Raw genomic sequence first — 16,719 nt, forward strand, 5'->3', positions numbered from 1 at the left:
TTCGGCGCTTTCCCGCCACGACCACGACGCGACGCTTTCGTGCCCGGTGACACGCCCGGGACCCCACGTGGACGCCCCTGCGGCAGCCCTCACCCCGGCCCCGGTCCCGCCCGCGAACCCGGTCCCGCCCGCGGACCCGCCCGCAACTAGACCCTCGTCACATCGGACCGTCCGGGGTTGCGGCTTATTACCGGTGGGTAGCATCATTGTGATTACTTGCTGGTAGTAGTTACGAGGATCCCGCCTCCCCGAGTTATACGGAGCCGTCGCCATGGGGCACTACAAGTCGAATCTCCGGGACATCGAGTTCAACCTCTTCGAGGTGCTCGGTCGCGACAAGCTGTACGGCACCGGCCCGTTCGCGGAGATGGACGTCGAGACCGCCAAGAGCATCCTCGACGAGCTGCGCCGTCTCGCCGAGAACGAGCTGGCCGAGTCCTTCGAGGACGCCGACCGCAACCCGCCGGTCTTCGACCCGGCGACGAACACCGCTCCCGTCCCCGCCTCGTTCAAGAAGAGCTACCAGGCCTTCATGGACTCCGAGTACTGGCGCCTGGGCCTGCCGGAGGAGATCGGCGGCACGACCTCCCCGCGCTCCCTGATCTGGGCCTACGCGGAGCTGCTGCTCGGCGCCAACCCCGCGGTCTGGATGTACTCCTCGGGCCCGGCCTTCGCCGGCATCCTCTTCCAGGAGGGCAACGAGGCGCAGAAGAAGGTCGCGCAGATCGCCGTGGACAAGCAGTGGGGCTCCACGATGGTCCTCACCGAGCCGGACGCCGGTTCGGACGTGGGCGCGGGCCGCACGAAGGCGATCCAGCAGGAGGACGGCTCCTGGCACATCGAGGGCGTGAAGCGCTTCATCACGTCCGGCGAGCACGACATGTCGGAGAACATCCTCCACTACGTCCTCGCCCGCCCCGAGGGTGCGGGACCCGGCACGAAGGGCCTCTCCCTCTTCCTCGTGCCGAAGTACAACTTCGACTGGGAGACCGGCGAGCTCGGCGAGCGCAACGGTGCCTACGCGACGAACGTCGAGCACAAGATGGGCCTCAAGGCCTCCAACACGTGCGAGATGACGTTCGGCGACCAGCACCCCGCCAAGGGCTGGCTGATCGGCGACAAGCACGACGGCATCCGCCAGATGTTCATGATCATCGAGTTCGCCCGGATGATGGTCGGCACGAAGGCCATCGCCACCCTCTCCACCGGCTACCTCAACGCCCTTGAGTACGCCAAGGAGCGCGTGCAGGGCACCGACCTGGCCAACTTCATGGACAAGGCCGCGCCCAAGGTCACCATCACGCACCACCCGGACGTCCGCCGCGCGCTCATGGAGCAGAAGGCGTACTCCGAGGGCATGCGCGCGCTGGTGCTGCACACCGCCTGCGTACAGGACGAGATCGCGCTGAAGGAGGCCAACGGCGAGGACGCCAAGGCCGAGATCGCGCTGAACGACCTGCTGCTCCCGATCGTCAAGGGCTACGGCTCGGAGAAGTCGTACGAGCAGCTGGCGCAGTCGCTGCAGACCTTCGGCGGCTCCGGGTACCTGCAGGAGTACCCGATCGAGCAGTACATCCGCGACGCCAAGATCGACACCCTCTACGAGGGCACCACCGCGATCCAGGGCCAGGACTTCTTCTTCCGGAAGATCGTCCGCAACCAGGGCGCCGCGCTGAACCAGCTCGCCGAGGAGATCAAGAAGTTCCTCGCCGTGGGCACCGGCGGCGAGGAGCTGGCCGGGGCGCGCGAGCAGCTCGCCAAGGCGGCCGTGGACCTGGAGGCCATCGTCGGCGCCATGCTGACGGACCTCGCGGGCACCGAGAAGGACGTCAAGGCCATCTACAAGGTGGGCCTCAACACGACCCGTCTGCTGATGGCATCGGGCGACGTCGTGGTCGGCTACCTGCTGCTCCGCGGCGCGGCAGTCGCAGCCGAGAAGCTGGCGGGCGCCTCCGCCAAGGACACCGCCTTCTACACCGGCAAGATCGCCGCCGCGAAGTACTTCGCCGCGAACGTGCTGCCGGGCGTGGGCGTCGAGCGGGCGAAGGCCGAGTCGGTCGACGGCTCGCTGATGGAGCTGGACGAGGCTGCCTTCTAGTCCTTCGGGACGAGGCTGCTTCCCAGTCCTTCTGGTCCTTCCAGTCGGCATCGGGGACTGAGTGCGCGGGCCGGAGATGTTTCACGTGAAACATCTCCGGCCCGTTGTCAGTGGTGCGTGCGAACCTTGGTGACATGGCAGGACAGGAACAGCAGGGCAAGGGCAACGGGTACTCGGTCCCGACCGGGCTCCCACACGCGCTCAAGGAGCTGCGCAGCAGACTCGGCTCGGCGAACGACCTGGTGAGCGAGTTGTACGACGGCGCCCACCCCTCCGATTACGAACCGATCGCCGACTCCCTCTACAGCGCGTTCCGCACCGCGTCCGAGCTCGCCCCCGCACGCAACGTCACCGGCTGCAAGGAGCACCCGGACGGCGCCGTCGACCCGACCGTGCCCGACGGCTGGGGCCGCTGCCTGATCTGCAACCACCGCCGCCGGCTCACCGAGCGCGGGGCGCCCACCCCGGCCGAGGAGACGCCCCGGCTGCCCGAGCACTCGGCGCAGCGCACCACGCGGGCCACGCTGACCGCCCAGTTCGATCTGGTCAACGAGCGGTCCTTCAACCTCGGGACGGCCTCGCGGCCGGAGGAGTTCGCCGCCCTCGCCGAGGCTCTGCACCGGGCCTTCGTGCTGGCCCGCGAGCTGTCCCGGCCGCGCAATTCCTCCGGCTGCGCACAGCACCCCGGCGCCCCCATCGACCCGGACGCGCCGCCCGGCGAGGAGTGCATCTTCTGCGCGGGCCGCCGCCGCCAGGCGCAGCGCGCGGCGGGTACCCCGCAGATGCTGCCCAGAGTGGCGCGCGGAGACCGCCGGATGCCGCTGCGCAGGAGGTTCGAGCGGCCGCCGGGGCTTTAGGGCCTGTCCGGCGGATCTTGCCGCGGTCGCGTGCCCTAGTCCTCCGGAGCCGCGGGACCCTTGCCGGGGCCGGGGCCGCTGCCGGACCACGACCCGGGTGGCAGCCGGTATCCGGCCGTGACCCGGGTGTCAGTGGGCCTGGTTACGCTGATCTCATGAGCACAGCAGCCCGCTTCGATCGCGGACACACCGACGACTTGATGTCCTTCCTGATGGCCGGCCCTTCGCCGTACCACGCCGTCGCCGCGGCCGCCGAGCGGCTGGAGAAGGTGGGCTTCCGGCAGGTGGCCGAGACCGATGCCTGGGACGGCACCACGGGCGGCAAGTACGTGCTGCGCGGCGGGGCCATCGTCGCCTGGTACGTCCCGGAGGGCGCGCAGGCGCACACCCCGTTCCGTATCGTCGGCGCGCACACCGACTCCCCCAACCTGCGCGTGAAGCCGCTGCCCGACACCGGCAACGAGGGCTGGCGCCAGGTCGCCGTCGAGGTCTACGGCGGGACGCTGCTGAACACCTGGCTGGACCGGGACCTCGGTCTGGCCGGCCGGCTGACCCTGCGCGACGGTTCGCACCGCCTGGTCGACATCGACCGGCCGCTGCTGCGCGTCCCGCAGCTCGCCGTCCACCTCGACCGCCAGGTCAACGAGGGCATGAAGCTCGACAAGCAGCGCCACATGCAGCCCATCTGGGGCCTGGGCGAGGTGCACGAGGGCGACCTCATCGCGTACGTCGCGCAGGAGGCGGGGGTGGACCCCGAGGACGTCGCCGGCTGGGACCTGATGCCGCACGCCGTCGAGGCCCCCTCCTACCTGGGCCGCGACCAGGAGCTGCTGGCCGGCCCCCGGATGGACAACCTGATCTCCGTGCACGCGGGCGTCGCCGCGCTGGCCGCCGTCGCGAGCGGCGACGAGAAGCTGTCGTACATCCCGGTGCTCGCCGCCTTCGACCACGAGGAGAACGGCTCGCAGTCCGACACGGGCGCCGACGGCCCCCTCCTCGGGAACGTGCTGGAGCGCTCCGTCTTCGCCCGCGGCGGTTCCCCCGAGGACAAGGCGCGCGCCGTCGCGGGGACGATCTGTCTGTCCTCCGACACCGGGCACGCCGTGCACCCCAACTACGCGGAGCGGCACGACCCGACGCACCACCCGCGCGCCAACGGCGGCCCCATCCTCAAGGTCAATGTGAACCAGCGGTACGCCACCGACGGCGCCGGCCGTGCGGTGTTCGCGGCGGCCTGCGAGAAGGCGGGGGTGCCGTGGCAGAACTTCGTGTCGAACAACGCGATGCCCTGCGGCACGACGATCGGCCCGATCACCGCCGCCCGGCACGGCATCCGGACGGTCGACATCGGCGTCGCGATCCTCTCCATGCACAGTGCGCGCGAGCTGTGCGGGGCCGACGACCCGTACCTGCTGGCCAACGCGCTGACGGCCTTCCTGGAGGCCTGAGGCGGGAATCGGAGTCCACAGCCCGACGGGCTGGGAACTCCGCCTCCGCGCATGGCCGTTACGGGCCCGGGTACTCGCCCTCGTACAACGAGGTCCGATTGATTCCGGGCCCGAAGCGGTCACGAGCAAGCGCATTCGGAGGCGAACTGACATGGGACTGGGCGGCTGCATCGTCCTCGTCGCGGTGGGGGCCATCCTGACCTTCGCGACGGACTGGGAGATGAAGAGCGTCAACCTCGACCTGGTCGGGGTGATCATGATGCTTGTCGGCATCATCGGGATCGTGGTCTTCACCAGCATCCTCAAGCGGCGCCGCGGCGTCGGCACCCCGCCCGTCGAGGGCGGCGTGGTCGAGGAGCGCTACCGGCACTACGAGTGACGGGCAACGGGCGCACCAAGTGACCGGCACCACCCGCAACGGGTGCGCCAAGCGACCGGCACCACCCGCAACGGGTGCGCCAAGCGACCGGCACGACCGGTAACGGGTGCGACGAGTGCGCGCCACGAGTGACGCGTCACATCCGTCATCACGCCTCAATATCGCCCCCGGCCTGCGGAACCTCCCCCGGTAGTCTGACCCTCTTGTCCACCACAGGGTTCACAGGTGTTACCGGGAGGCGTCAGTGGAGTTCCGGCTACTCGGAGCGGTGTCCGTCACCACCGAGGCCGGAGAGCTGCCACTGGGCCCGGCCAAGCGCCGCAGCGTACTGGCCGCACTGCTGCTGCGCCCCAACACCGCCGTCCCCGTCGACCAGCTCATCGACACCATCTGGGACGAAACACCGCCCGCCCACGCACGGACCGTCGTCCAGGGCCACGTATCACGGCTGCGTGCGCTGCTGAACGACGGCGAGGCAGCGGCGTACGGAGTAGAACTGGCCACCCGTGGACGGGCCTACGTCCTCCAGATGTCGGAATCGCTGCTGGACGCGCACCGCTTCGACGAGCTGGTGCAGCTGGCGAAGCGGCAGCGGCAGCCCGCCGACGCGGTGTTGATGCTGCGTGAGGCACTCGCCCTGTGGCGTGGCCCCGCGCTCACCGGAACGGTCTCCTCCGAGCCACTGCTCGCGGCGGCGCACGCACTGGAGGAGACCCGCCTGGTCACGGTCGAGAACCTGGCCGACGCGTACGGAGCGCTGGGCGAGCACGGCCGTGCGGCGGCCGTGCTGCGCGCCGAGGCGGTCGCCCACCCGATGCGCGAGTCACTCGCATCGGCGCTGATGCTGGCGCTGTACCGGGCGGGCAGGCAGTCCGACGCCCTCGACTGGTACCACCGCACCCGGCGCCTGCTCGCGGACGAGCTGGGAGTCGACCCGGGGCGGGCGCTGCAGGACGCGTACGGGGCGATCCTGCAGGGGGAGGGCGGCGAGGAGACGACGGGCGGCACGCATGCGTACCCGCACCCGGCGGACCCGTACGAGGCCGAGCATGTACAGAGTCCGGCCGTGGGCGGCACCTCGCCCGGCGGGACCGCCCCGGGGCGGCCCGGAACCCGGACGAGTCCGGTCACCGCCGCTGCGACGACCCTGGGCCCGGAGGCCCGCATACCCGGCCAGGGCGTGCAGGGCCGGCACGACCGGCCCACCACCGACCGGCCCACCACCGATCGCCACCCGTCCGGACAGCGGACGCCGGAGACGGTGGACGGCACGGACCCGTCCAGGCCCGGCAGGCCCGCGGGGGCCGCATGGGCCGGGACCGCGCAAACGACCGGGGCGGGGACCGACGGGACCGGGCCGGGGGCCGACCGCGAGGTGCAGGCACTGTCCGCCGGGCCGCCCGCCGCCTCCGCCTCCGGGGCGCCCGCTGCCTCCCTGCCGCCCGCAGCTTCCGGCTCTCCCGCCGATTCGGTACGGATCCCCCCGGCCGACACGGCCACCCTCGCCACAGCCCCCGGGGCCGACCCCGGCTACAGGTCCGGCACCGGCACCGGCACCGGCACCGGCTCCGGCTCCTTCTTCGCCGCGCAACAGCACTGCGCACCCCACGTCCCGTACACCGTCCCCGAGTTGCTCGCCCGCCGCCCCCGCGGCTTTCTCGGGCGGGATGCGGATCTCGCCGCGATCAACGCCGTCACGGCCGGTGGGGAGGCGCCGATCGCGGTCGTCACCGGGCCCGCCGGAGTCGGCAAGACCGCGCTCGCCCTGCACTGGGCGCACGGGCACCGCGAGAACTTCCCGGACGGCCGGCTCTTCGCCGACCTGCACGGCTTCGACCTGCTCTCCGACCCCGAACCCGCCGATGTCGTACGGGAGTTCCTCCTCGCGCTCGGCGTTCCCGGGCACGCCCTGCCCGAGACTCCGGCCACCGCAGGCGCGCTCTACCGGCGACTCACCGCGGGCCGCCGGCTGCTCGTCGTACTCGACAACGCCCGCAGTTCGGAGCAGGTGCGTCCACTGCTGCCCGCAGGCGACGACTGCGTCACCGTCGTGACCAGCAGGAACCGGCTCGGCGGGCTGATCGCGGACGACCTGGCCCGGCCCGTACCACTGGACGCGCTCGGCCCCGAGGACTCGGTCGCGCTGCTCGCCAAGGTGCTCGGCGAGCAGCGGGTGGCCGCCGAGCCGACTGCCGCAGACCGCCTCGCCAAGCTCTGCGAAGGGCTGCCGCTCGCCCTGCGCATCACGGCGGCCCGGCTCACCGCCTACCCCGACCGCACTCTGGAACACCACGCCGCCGAACTCGCCGACGAACAGCGCAGGCTCACCCTCCTGCAGGTCGAGGACCGGGGCGTGGAGGTCGAACTCCGGCTGACTCTCCAGCAGTTGGACGCGGTCACCCAGCGGGTGTTCCGGGGTCTCGGCGCGCACACGGGGCCGACCGTCGACCGGTACGCCGCCGCCGCGCTCGCCGGGCTGCCGGTCCCTGAGACCGCCGCCGCGCTGGACCGGCTTGCCGCCGCGCACCTGGTGCAGGAGTCGGGCCTCCCCGGGCAGGGCCGGTACGCGCTGCACGATCTGGTCCGCCTGTTCGCCCGCTCCACCGCCGACGACCCCGGCGCGCTGGGCCGCCTGCTCGACCACTACCTGCTGACCGAACTCGCCGCCAACGCGGTCGCCGAGCGGGGCAGCCGCCCGTGCTGTTCGCTCCCCGCCGACGTACAACACCCCACCGATATACGGGAGTTCCACTCCCGCGACGAGGTCATCGAGTGGTACGCGGCAGAGCGCGAGGCACTCGCGGGGGCGATGGCGGCGGCCACGGCCGCCGGGTCGTACTCCGGCCTCGACACCCGGCTCGCCGAGCGCGTGTGGCGGCTGGGGATCCTCCAGTGGCCGTACATCCTGTGGCGGGTGCGGGACGGCTGGGCGCCGATGCTGGAGGTGGCCCTGACGGCGGCCGTCGCGCTCGACGACCCCGAGGCGGAGTCACGGGTGCGGGCGCTGCTCGGGTGGGTGCTGGTCGAGGAGGAGCGGACCGAAGAGGCCTACCCGCACCTGGAGTTGGCGCCGGTGCTCGCCGCGCGGGCAGGCGATCTCGTGGACGAGGCGATCGGCCGCGTCAACCTGTCCGTCGCCCAGTGCCGGCGCGGCCTGCTCGCCCAGGCACAGGAGAACTGCGTACGGGCGGCGGCACTCGCCCGGCAGGCGGGCGACCGGCAGACGGAGATGCTCGCCCTCCAGTCACTGGCCGACCACTGCCTGCTCGCGGGCGAACCGGAGGCCGCCCTGCGGCACTCCCTGAACGGCCTCGCACTCGGCCCTGCGGACCTCGGAGTGATCCGCCGGGTGCTGCTGCGGACCGCACAGGGCGAGTCGCTGACCCAGCTCGGACGGGTACCCGAGGGCCTCGACCTGCTCCACCTGGCGGCGGACACAGCCGAACACGAGGGCTTCCACGAGGGCGCGTGCCGAGCGCTGAGCGTACTGCTGCGGATCACCGGGGACAGTGCCACGTACGAGGACAGGTACGAGCGGGCGATGGCAGCGCTGACGGACTGCGGGGTGCCGGGGCGGCCGTAGCGCGGCTGGTGACGAGTGCGCCGGGAAGCCGGGCCGCCGACGAGACCCTCGTTGGTGGTGCCTGCGGCGACGCGGACCCGTCCCGACTCGGGGTCGTACGCCCAGAGCTGGTGCACACCGGCCATGGCGATCCAGACCTCGCCGCGCCACCGGGCCACGTCCCACGGGGACGACAGCGACACGTCGTGGGCGGGCCCGGAGGTCGGCTCGCCCTGCCACCACTGCTTGCCGGTCCCGGCGAGTACGGCGACCTCGCCGCTCTCCGGGTCGTACGACTTCAGCTGGTGGTTGACGGTGTCGGCGACGATCACGCGGCCGTCGGGGAGGAGTGCGAGCCCCTCTTCCAGGTGGCCACCCTGCGGCGGGGCTTGCCGCAGGGTGGTGGTTTGTGTGCTCGGGCCGGGTGCGCGGGGTCGGGTGTGCGGTCCGGATGGTGCTCCGTGCTGCTACTTCGGGTCGCGGTTGAACAGCGACGTCGTCCAGCGGTAGCCGAGTAGGGACAGGCCGACGCACCAGGCGAGCGCGATCCATCCGTTGTTGCCGATCTCGGTGCCGAGCAGCAGGCCGCGCACGGTCTCGATGGCAGGCGTGAACGGCTGGTACTCGGCGATTGGCCGGAACCACCCCGGCATCGTGTCGGCCGGAATGAACGCGCTGGAGACGAGCGGGAGGAGGATCAGTGGCATGGCCATGTTGCTGGCCGCCTCGGCGTTCGGGCTGGCCATGCCCATCCCGACCGCGATCCAGGTGAGCGCCAGGGCGAAGAGGGCGAGCAGCCCGAACGCCGCCAGCCACTCCAGGGCCGTGGCGTCCACGGACCGGAAGCCGATGGCCACGCCGACGGCGCCGACGAGGACGAGGCTGGCGAGCACCTGCAGGACGCTGCCCACGACATGCCCGATGATCACGGAGCTGCGGTGGATCGCCATCGTACGGAAGCGGGCGACGAGGCCCTCCGCCATGTCGGTGGAGACGGACACCGCGGCCCCGATCACGGTGGATCCGATGGTCATCATCAGGATGCCCGGGACGATGTAGGCGATGTAGTCGGAGCGGTCGGTTCCGCCGATGCCGGCGCTCATCACGTCACCGAAGATGTAGACGAAGAGCAGCAGCATCATGACCGGCGTGAGCAGCAGGTTCAGGGTGAGGGACGGGTAGCGGCGCACGTGCAGCAGGTTGCGGCGCAGCATCGTGGCCGAATCGCGTGCGGCGAGGGACAGGGCGCTCATCGTGCAGCCTCCTCGGGCTGGTTGTTCAGACTGGCGGGGCCGGTCAGGGCGAAGAACACGTCGTCGAGGTCGGGGGTGTGCACGGTCAGCTCGTCCGCCTCGATGCCGGCCGAGTCCAGCCGGTCGAGGACGGAGCGCAGCTCGCGCTGACTGCCGTCGCTGGGCAGTTGCAGGGACAGCGCCTCGTCGTCCGCGGAGACCCCGTGCAGGGCGGCGGCTGCCGAGCGGTACGCGGCCGGGTCGGTGAAGCGGAGCCGTACGTGTCCGCCGGGGACGAGCCGCTTGAGCTCGTCGGCGGTCCCCTCGGCGGCGATCTTCCCGTTGCTCAGGACCGCGATGCGGTCGGCGAGTTCGTCGGCCTCCTCCAGGTACTGGGTGGTGAGGAAGACGGTGACGCCGTCGGAGACCAGCTGCCGGATGATCTGCCACATGTTGTGGCGGCTGCGCGGGTCGAGGCCGGTGGTCGGCTCGTCGAGGAAGATGATCCGCGGGCTGCCGACCAGCGTCATGGCGAGGTCGAGGCGGCGCTTCATGCCGCCGGAGTACGTGGAGGCGGGCTTCTTCGCGGCCTCCACCAGGTCGAAGCGCTCCAGGAGTTCGGCGGCGCTGCGGCGGCCCTCGCGGCGGGAGAGGTGGTGCAGGTCCGCCATGAGGAGCATGTTCTCCTCGCCGGTGATCAGGCCGTCGACGGCGGAGAACTGCCCGGTGACGCCGATCGCGGCCCGTACGGCCTGGGGGTGGCTGGCGATGTCGTGACCGGCGACCTGAGCCTGGCCGCCGTCGGCGGTGATGAGGGTGGACAGGATCTTCACGGCGGTGGTCTTGCCGGCGCCGTTCGGGCCGAGCAGGGCGAACACGGACCCGGCCGGGATCCGCAGATCGATGCCGTCGAGGACGGTCTTGTCGCCGTACGACTTGCGCAGTCCGACGGCGGATACGGCGGTCTGTGCGGGCCGGCCGTCGTCTCGACTGGTCGTGGACATGACAGATTTGGGCATGGGGCCCTCCTGTGGGAAGGATGAAGTGACGAAGCGGCGGGGGTGAGCGAGGCGGCTGGGACTGGGGGCTGGGACTGGAGGCTGGGACTGGGGGCGGGGCTCTCAGATCCGCGCGCGGCGGACGTCGATGTTGCCGTAGCGGGTGCGGGCCCGGATCTTGACCGTTTCCTCGGCCTCCCCCGGGGCGTCGGACGCGGTGAGCGAGTTGCGTGCCTGCCCCTTGTCGGAGCTGACGTCGAGCCAGGCGGCCGTACCCTCACGGACACCGACCTCGATGGCGCCGTAACCGGTCTCCAACTGGACGTTGCCGCGCACGACTTCACCGACGCGCAGGGTGCCGTGGGCGGTGGTCGCGGTGACCGAGCCCTCGGCACGCACGATGTCGATGTCGCCGTTGGCGCCGCTCACCCGCAGGTCGCCGGTCGCGGCGCCGACGTGCGTGCTGCCGTGCGAGTTCTTCAGTACGGCGGGGCCGTCGACGAGGCCGACGCGCATGCTGCCGGAGCTGGTGGCGATCTCGGCCCTGCCCTCGACGCGCTCCACGGTGATCGAGCCGTGGGAGGCGGTCAGCTCCAGCGGCCCTGTGGTGTCGAGGCGAACGTCGCCGGACGAGGTCTTCACCCGCATCTCACCGAGCCGGCCCTCGCCGAGCAGCTGGACCCAGGATCCGGTCACCTCGACGCGCGAGCCGACCGGCAGGTCGACCGTCACGTCGACGGCGCCGGTGGGGCCGATCATGTACCGGTCCTTCGTCCTGATGGTCAGGGCGCCGCCCGTGTACGAGACCTCGGTCTGCTCGGCGGCCCGCACGTTCTTCTTGTCCTTCTTCGCGTCGCCGGGCAGGACTTCGACGACGGTGTCGAGCCGGTCGCTCGCGGTGATCCGGAGGGAACCGGCTCCCACGTGCGCCTTGACCGAGATCGGTTCGGGAGTGTCGAAAGAAGGCATGGCTGTCCCGTCCTCTTGAGTCGTTGGTACGTCCCCGCAGGTGGGGCGTGGTTCGGGTGAAGGGTGTGGCTCGGGTGAACGGCGTGGTCCCGTGCCCGGTGAAGGGGTGCGGGCGGGGTGCGGCTAGCGCATCCAGCCCGTGATGCTCTGTCCGACGCTCGTGGTCCTCTGTGCCGTACGCGGCCGGACGTCAGTGTCGACCGCGGCCGACACCGCGCGCACCAGCCACGCGTTGACCGACAGGCCCTCGCGGCTCGCGGCGCTCTCGGCGTGGGCCTTGAGGTGGGCGGGGAGACGGAAGTTGATCCGCGCCGTGGCGCCGTCATCCGCGTCCGCGGGCGGCAGCGGGGACGCGGCCACGGGGCTCGCGAGCGGCTCCCGTACCTCCTGGAACGGCTCCGCCGCGGGCGGCGCCGTCACCACGAACTCCGGGTCGAGTCCGCGCAGCCGCACATCGACCGAACCCGGTGCCAGCTCCCGTGTGACCTCGCCCATGGCTGCGGACAGCGCGTTGAGAAGGGTCAGGCGGGCGGCGGACTCCAGGGGGGCGGTCAGCCGCTCGGCGAGGGCGCGGGCGTCGTCGCCGCCGGCGTCCGCTGCGACGGCCAGCTCGTGCCGGAGGTTGTCGACGTAGGGCGTGAGGTCCATGGCGCCATGATGGCACATCTCATGCACCATGGCGAGCCAGAGTGCCCACCACTTGGCACACACGCCTCTGACCTGGCCTTCCCTACGGAAATTGCCACACCCTGGCACTGCACCGACAACGAAATGGCTTACGCACACACCATGACGACACCACATTGGCACCACCCGAACGACGCCCCTTGCACCCTCGCCTGGCCGACTGAGGGGGCACGGCTTGCTGGGCGCCGGCTCTGGGAAGCGGCCTCTTGGGCGCCGCCTCTTGGAAGCCGCCTCTGGGAAGCCGCCTCTCGGGCGCCGCCTCATGGAAGCCGATCCGCTGGGTGCCGTTTGCTGGCCGTCGCTCCCTGGGCGCCGAGACGCAGAACGCCGCCTGCCACGCCATCCGCTCAACGCCGGTCCGACAGACACCGCCTCCTGGGCACCGGACCGCCGGGCGCCGCCCCCGAGCCCCGCCCTCGAGCCCCGCCCCCGAGCCCCGCCTCCTGGAAGCCGTCTCTTGGAAACCGCCCCGCCGGGTGCCACCTCCAAGAAACCGCCCCGCCGGGTGCCGCCTCCAAGGAAGCCGCCCCGCCGGGTGCCGCCTTCTGGACGCCGCTCCCTGGGCGCCGAGCCGCTGAACGTCGTCTCCCTTCGCTGAACACCAGTCCGGCAGACGCCCCTTCCGAGGACGCCGGCCCGCCGGGTGCCGACCCCGAGCCCCCGCCCCCTGGGCCCCGTCCGTCCTCGACCCCGAAGCCCGGCCGGCCGGCCGAGGGAGCCACCCGCCGCCCACCCACCGACCGGCCCGCCGAAGGTGCCGTCCACCCCAGCCAAAATCCCTTGCCCCCGCATCACCCCTCTGCGAGGGTTCGGGCGGTCCGGCGCCGGGGTCCCGCACCCCCCTCTCCCCGGCCCACCCCGCCCCGCCCCGTGGACCGTCCCCACCGCCGTCTTGCCGTCAGGAGTCCTGCCTTGTCCCACGCCATCCCCGACCTGACCACCGACCGTCTCCTCCTCCGCGCCTGTGTCCCCGAGGAGACCGAAGCGATGGTCGGCGGGAAGCACCTTCCGCACTGGGCCGAGGACTTCCCGTCCGACACCGACAGGGTCCGGGCGGGGCTCTACGCCAAGAACCCCGCCTGGTACGGCGAGTACGGCCACCGCCAGATGATCGAGCGCGAGGCGGGTCAAACGGTGGGCTCCATAGGCCTGTTCTGGCCGCACAAGGACGGGAAGGTCGAGTTCGGGTACGGAGTCGCCCCGTCCCGCCGGCTCCGGGGGTACGCCAGCGAGGCGGCCCGCGCCCTGGTCGCCCACGCGTTCACCGCCCCCGGCGTCCACACCGTCTACGCGAAGGTGTCGCTCGACAACCCCGCGTCCTCCCGCGTCCTGGAGAAGGCGGGCCTCACCCCCTGGCCCGGCCTGCAACTCGACCCCGGCCTGACCGCCTTCCGCACCACCACCCCCTGACACCACCCCCCTGACACCAGTCCGGGCCGGGCCGGGGGCGGATCGGCCACGGCCCGGCCCGGCTCGACCCCGCCACAAAATCCCCAAGTCGGATCGCCCGCCGCCCCCTACCCTCGCCCCATGCCCGAGCTCCAGCGCCTGCGCGCCGATCACGCCCCCGCCCTCCTCGCCTTCGAGCGCGAGAACCGGGACTTCTTCGCCGCGTCCGTCCCCGACCGGGGCGAGGCGTACTTCACCGAGTTCGAGGCCCGGCACCAGGCGCTGCTCGCCGAACAGGCCACCGGGGCGATCGCCTTCCACGTACTGGTCTGCGACGACCACGAGATCCTGGGCCGCTTCAACCTCGTCGACATCGCCGACGGCGAGGCCGAACTCGGTTACCGGCTCGCTCAGAAGGCCACCGGCCGCGGCCTCGCGACCACCACCGTCCGCGCCCTGTGCACCCTCGCGGCCCCCCGGTACGGCCTCCACACCCTGCGCGCCGAGACCACTCTCGACAACGCCGCATCCCGCACGGTCCTCGCCCGCACCGGCTTCGTCCCGACGGCCACGGCGGACTTCGACGGCCGCCCCGGCCTGACGTACGTACGCCACAACCCGGCCTGACGCCGCGTGACACGGCCACCGGTGCGGGTAGTGGTCATGGCATGAAATACCTCGTACGCGACAAGCTCTTCTCGATCGGCGACGACTACTGGATCGAGGACGAGAAGGGGCAGCACGCCTTCCTCGTCGACGGCAAGGCGCTCCGGCTCCGGGACACCCTGGAGATCAAGGACTCCGGCGGGCGGGTGCTGATCACGCTCAAGGAGAAGATGCTCAGCTGGCGCGACGCGATGAAGCTGGAGCGGGACGGGGAGACCCTCGCGACTGTACGGAAGAAGCGGCTGTCGCTGATCCGCAACCACTACCGCGTGACGCTCAACGAAGGCACCGAACTGGACGTGAGCGGGCGGGTGCTGGACCGGGAGTTCGCCATCGAGTACGACGGCGAACTCCTGGCGCACATCTCGCGGAAGTGGTTCCGGGTGCGCGAGACGTACGCCGTCAATGTCGTACGGGAGGACACGGACGCAGCCCTGCTCATCACCGTCGCGGTCTGCGTGATCCGCATGGCGGAGAAGGAGCGGGACGAGGACTAGGACCAGGCCCCGGGGTCCGGGGCGGGGCCGCCCCTCGCCCCGTACCCGTCCCTAGCGGCGCGGTTCCGCCAGGCCCAGCAGCCGGTCCTTGAGGGCCGGGAACTGTTCCCGGGTGGCCGCGGGACGTGCCGCGTCGAGATCCACCACCAGGACCTCCTCGCCCGCGCCCGCCTCGGCCAGCACCTCGCCCCACGGGTCAACGACGATGCTGAACCCGGCCTGCTCGACACCGGCGTGCGTCCCCGCGGTACCGCAGGCCAGGACGTACGCCTGGTTCTCGACGGCCCGCGCGCGCGCCAGCAGCGTCCAGTGCCCGCGCCGCCTGGCCGGCCATCCCGCGGGGACGACGAAGGTGTCCGCGCCCCGGTCGACCAGTCCACGGAAGAGCTCGGGGAAGCGCAGGTCGTAGCAGGTGGCCAGGCCCAGGTGCAGGTCCGGCGTGCGGACGGTGACCAGTTCGCCGCCCGCGCCCATCAGCACCGCCTCGCCCTCGTCGAAGCCGAAGCGGTGGATCTTCCGGTAGGCGGCGGCGAGTTCACCCTCGGGGGAGAAGACCAGGGAGGTGTTGAAGAGCGGCCCCTCCGGGTCGCGCTCGACGAACGATCCGGCGTGCAGCCAGACCCCGGCGTCCTGCGCGGCCTTCGCCATCACCTCGTACGTCGGGCCCTCAAGCGGCTCCGCCTCGTCGGCGAAACCCTCGTACGCCCAGGCACCGGTCGGCCAGAGTTCGGGGAGCACCACGAGGTCACTGCCCCGCTGCTCCCGCACCAGTGAAGCAACCCGCTCCCGGCGGGAATTGACCGATTCTCCGTCATTTACGTCGATCTGGAGCAGAGAGGCGCGCACACTACCACCGTCCTGGCATTCGAGCCGTCAACACGGGCCTACGATCGTCACACGAAAGCACTGCCGGGGTGCCTTCGGGCAGCGTAACTTAGCGTCCAAGTCCGTCACCCGGAACGCACCTGCCCGCACGCACGCACGGCAACCCAGCCGCACCGCCCGCGCCGCCGCCACTGAACCGCCCGAGGGGTCCCGTGACCGTCCACCATCCCAGCCTGCAGACCTACGCCGACGCCTGGTCGCACTCCATAGAGGCGATATCCGAGCTGGTGAAGCCGCTCGTCGAGGGCGAGTGGAACCGCCGTACGCCATGCCCAGGCTGGTCGGTGCGCGACATGGTCTCCCACATCATCGGTGCCGAGTGCGAGATGCTCGGCGACCCCCGGCCGATCCACTCCCTGCCGAGCGACCTCTTCCACATCACCTCCGACCTGGCCCGCTACATGGAGGTGCAGGTCGACGTACGACGCCACCACACGGCGCCGGAGATGACCTCGGAGCTGGAGTACACGATCATCCGCCGCAGCCGCCAGCTGCGGAACGAGACCCGGTCCCCCGACACCGTGGTCCGTTCCGTGCTCGCCGGGCGCGAGATGACCCTCGAAATGACCCTGTGGATGCGGGCGTTCGACGTATGGGTGCACGAGCAGGACCTCCGCACCGCCCTCCACCAGCCCGGCAACCTGGACTCCCCCGGCGCACATATCACCCGCGACTTCCTGCTGCGCAACCTGCCCAAGGTCGTCGCCAAGGACGCGGGCGCACCCACGAACTCGGCGGTCGTCTTCGACGTCCACGGCCCCATCGAGTTCCTGCGCACGGTCCGCGTCGACGACCGCGGCCAGGGCAGCGTGGACGGCACCCCCTCGCTCGGCCCGCTCGTCACGATCGCGCTCGACTGGGAGACCTTCTACCGGCTGGCCTGCGGCCGGGTGCGGTACGCGGCGGTGGCCGACCGCGTCAAGATCGAGGGCGACGAGGACCTGGCCGACGCGATCCTGCGGAACTTCGCCGTCACGCCGTAGCGACTTGGGGAGGTGGCTGCGTCGTGCCGGCGATGTAGCTCCGTAGCGATGTTTCACGTGAAACAGACT

General features: G+C 71.5%; 14 protein-coding genes and 1 pseudogene. 9 read left to right on the forward strand and 6 right to left on the reverse strand.

Annotation, left to right across the window (positions count from 1 at the left end; all coding sequences use genetic code 11):
• Positions 1–271: 271 nt before the first annotated feature.
• The 5 genes from AB0D18_RS04910 to AB0D18_RS04930 all read left to right on the forward strand — a co-directional run bounded on the left by AB0D18_RS04910 (position 272) and on the right by AB0D18_RS04930 (position 8,365).
• Positions 272–2,098: an acyl-CoA dehydrogenase gene (locus AB0D18_RS04910; RefSeq protein ID WP_362412861.1), complete on the forward strand. Its 1,827-nt coding sequence runs from the start codon at positions 272–274 to the stop codon at positions 2,096–2,098.
• A 134-nt stretch (positions 2,099–2,232) separates the two neighbouring features.
• Positions 2,233–2,955 (forward strand): hypothetical protein, encoded by a 723-nt coding sequence (locus tag AB0D18_RS04915; RefSeq protein WP_362412864.1) that lies wholly within the window; start codon positions 2,233–2,235, stop codon positions 2,953–2,955.
• A 155-nt stretch (positions 2,956–3,110) separates the two neighbouring features.
• The gene (locus tag AB0D18_RS04920; RefSeq protein ID WP_362412867.1) at positions 3,111–4,403 is read left to right on the forward strand and encodes a M18 family aminopeptidase; all 1,293 of its coding nucleotides are present in this window, start codon (positions 3,111–3,113) and stop codon (positions 4,401–4,403) included.
• A gap of 151 nt (positions 4,404–4,554) precedes the next feature.
• Positions 4,555–4,782, forward strand: a complete 228-nt coding sequence (locus tag AB0D18_RS04925; protein WP_362412870.1) for a DUF6458 family protein — start codon at positions 4,555–4,557, stop codon at positions 4,780–4,782.
• 244 nt (positions 4,783–5,026) lie between these two features.
• Positions 5,027–8,365 (forward strand): BTAD domain-containing putative transcriptional regulator, encoded by a 3,339-nt coding sequence (locus AB0D18_RS04930; protein WP_362412872.1) that lies wholly within the window; start codon positions 5,027–5,029, stop codon positions 8,363–8,365.
• Positions 8,366–8,388: 23 nt separating this feature from the next.
• On the opposite strand, the pseudogene AB0D18_RS04935 reads toward AB0D18_RS04930, so the two are convergent.
• From AB0D18_RS04935 to AB0D18_RS04955, 5 genes and pseudogenes are all read right to left on the reverse strand, one after another.
• Positions 8,389–8,706 (reverse strand): annotated as a pseudogene (locus AB0D18_RS04935) (alkyl hydroperoxide reductase); the annotation flags it as partial.
• 105 nt (positions 8,707–8,811) lie between these two features.
• Complete coding sequence (locus AB0D18_RS04940; RefSeq protein WP_362412875.1) at positions 8,812–9,597, reverse strand: ABC transporter permease; 786 nt, start codon at positions 9,595–9,597, stop codon at positions 8,812–8,814.
• Positions 9,594–10,595 (reverse strand): ATP-binding cassette domain-containing protein, encoded by a 1,002-nt coding sequence (locus tag AB0D18_RS04945; RefSeq protein WP_362412878.1) that lies wholly within the window; start codon positions 10,593–10,595, stop codon positions 9,594–9,596. Before AB0D18_RS04945 ends, AB0D18_RS04940 begins: the two co-directional genes overlap by 4 nt.
• Before the next feature lie 102 nt (positions 10,596–10,697).
• Positions 10,698–11,543 carry a DUF4097 family beta strand repeat-containing protein gene (locus AB0D18_RS04950; RefSeq protein ID WP_362412881.1) on the reverse strand — a complete coding sequence of 282 codons (846 nt, stop codon included), beginning with the start codon at positions 11,541–11,543 and terminating at the stop codon, positions 10,698–10,700.
• Positions 11,544–11,666: 123 nt separating this feature from the next.
• Positions 11,667–12,191: a hypothetical protein gene (locus tag AB0D18_RS04955; RefSeq protein WP_362412884.1), complete on the reverse strand. Its 525-nt coding sequence runs from the start codon at positions 12,189–12,191 to the stop codon at positions 11,667–11,669.
• A gap of 951 nt (positions 12,192–13,142) precedes the next feature.
• On the opposite strand from AB0D18_RS04955, the gene AB0D18_RS04960 reads away from it, so the two are divergent.
• The 3 genes from AB0D18_RS04960 (at position 13,143) to AB0D18_RS04970 (ending at position 14,782) form a co-directional block, all read left to right on the forward strand.
• On the forward strand, positions 13,143–13,640 hold the full coding sequence (locus tag AB0D18_RS04960) for a GNAT family N-acetyltransferase (protein WP_362412886.1): 498 nt from the start codon (positions 13,143–13,145) through the stop codon (positions 13,638–13,640).
• Positions 13,641–13,760: 120 nt separating this feature from the next.
• A complete protein-coding gene (locus AB0D18_RS04965) occupies positions 13,761–14,246 on the forward strand; it encodes a GNAT family N-acetyltransferase (RefSeq protein WP_362412889.1) in 486 nt (161 codons plus the stop codon).
• A 41-nt stretch (positions 14,247–14,287) separates the two neighbouring features.
• Positions 14,288–14,782, forward strand: coding sequence for an LURP-one-related family protein (locus AB0D18_RS04970; protein WP_362412892.1), 495 nt, complete (start codon positions 14,288–14,290; stop codon positions 14,780–14,782).
• Positions 14,783–14,833: 51 nt separating this feature from the next.
• Here the strand turns inward: AB0D18_RS04970 and AB0D18_RS04975 are convergent, their stop codons facing one another.
• The gene (locus AB0D18_RS04975; RefSeq protein ID WP_362412895.1) at positions 14,834–15,628 is read right to left on the reverse strand and encodes a carbon-nitrogen family hydrolase; all 795 of its coding nucleotides are present in this window, start codon (positions 15,626–15,628) and stop codon (positions 14,834–14,836) included.
• 191 nt (positions 15,629–15,819) lie between these two features.
• Between AB0D18_RS04975 and AB0D18_RS04980 the strand changes: the two genes are divergently transcribed.
• Complete coding sequence (locus tag AB0D18_RS04980; RefSeq protein ID WP_362412898.1) at positions 15,820–16,650, forward strand: maleylpyruvate isomerase family mycothiol-dependent enzyme; 831 nt, start codon at positions 15,820–15,822, stop codon at positions 16,648–16,650.
• Positions 16,651–16,719 lie beyond the last annotated feature (69 nt).

The sequence above is a fragment of the Streptomyces sp. NPDC048442 genome, from assembly GCF_040651475.1.
Classification (GTDB): domain Bacteria; phylum Actinomycetota; class Actinomycetes; order Streptomycetales; family Streptomycetaceae; genus Streptomyces.

Excerpts from the sequence above, each read along its gene's own strand:
- AB0D18_RS04910 (WP_362412861.1), top strand. The coding sequence starts at position 272 with ATGGGGCACTACAAGTCGAATCTCCGGGACATCGAGTTCAACCTCTTC.
- AB0D18_RS04915 (WP_362412864.1), top strand. The coding sequence starts at position 2,233 with ATGGCAGGACAGGAACAGCAGGGCAAGGGCAACGGGTACTCGGTCCCG.
- AB0D18_RS04920 (WP_362412867.1), top strand. The coding sequence starts at position 3,111 with ATGAGCACAGCAGCCCGCTTCGATCGCGGACACACCGACGACTTGATG.
- AB0D18_RS04925 (WP_362412870.1), top strand. The coding sequence starts at position 4,555 with ATGGGACTGGGCGGCTGCATCGTCCTCGTCGCGGTGGGGGCCATCCTG.
- AB0D18_RS04940 (WP_362412875.1), bottom strand. The coding sequence starts at position 9,597 with ATGAGCGCCCTGTCCCTCGCCGCACGCGATTCGGCCACGATGCTGCGC.
- AB0D18_RS04945 (WP_362412878.1), bottom strand. The coding sequence starts at position 10,595 with ATGCCCAAATCTGTCATGTCCACGACCAGTCGAGACGACGGCCGGCCC.
- AB0D18_RS04950 (WP_362412881.1), bottom strand. The coding sequence starts at position 11,543 with ATGCCTTCTTTCGACACTCCCGAACCGATCTCGGTCAAGGCGCACGTG.
- AB0D18_RS04955 (WP_362412884.1), bottom strand. The coding sequence starts at position 12,191 with ATGGACCTCACGCCCTACGTCGACAACCTCCGGCACGAGCTGGCCGTC.
- AB0D18_RS04965 (WP_362412889.1), top strand. The coding sequence starts at position 13,761 with ATGCCCGAGCTCCAGCGCCTGCGCGCCGATCACGCCCCCGCCCTCCTC.
- AB0D18_RS04970 (WP_362412892.1), top strand. The coding sequence starts at position 14,288 with ATGAAATACCTCGTACGCGACAAGCTCTTCTCGATCGGCGACGACTAC.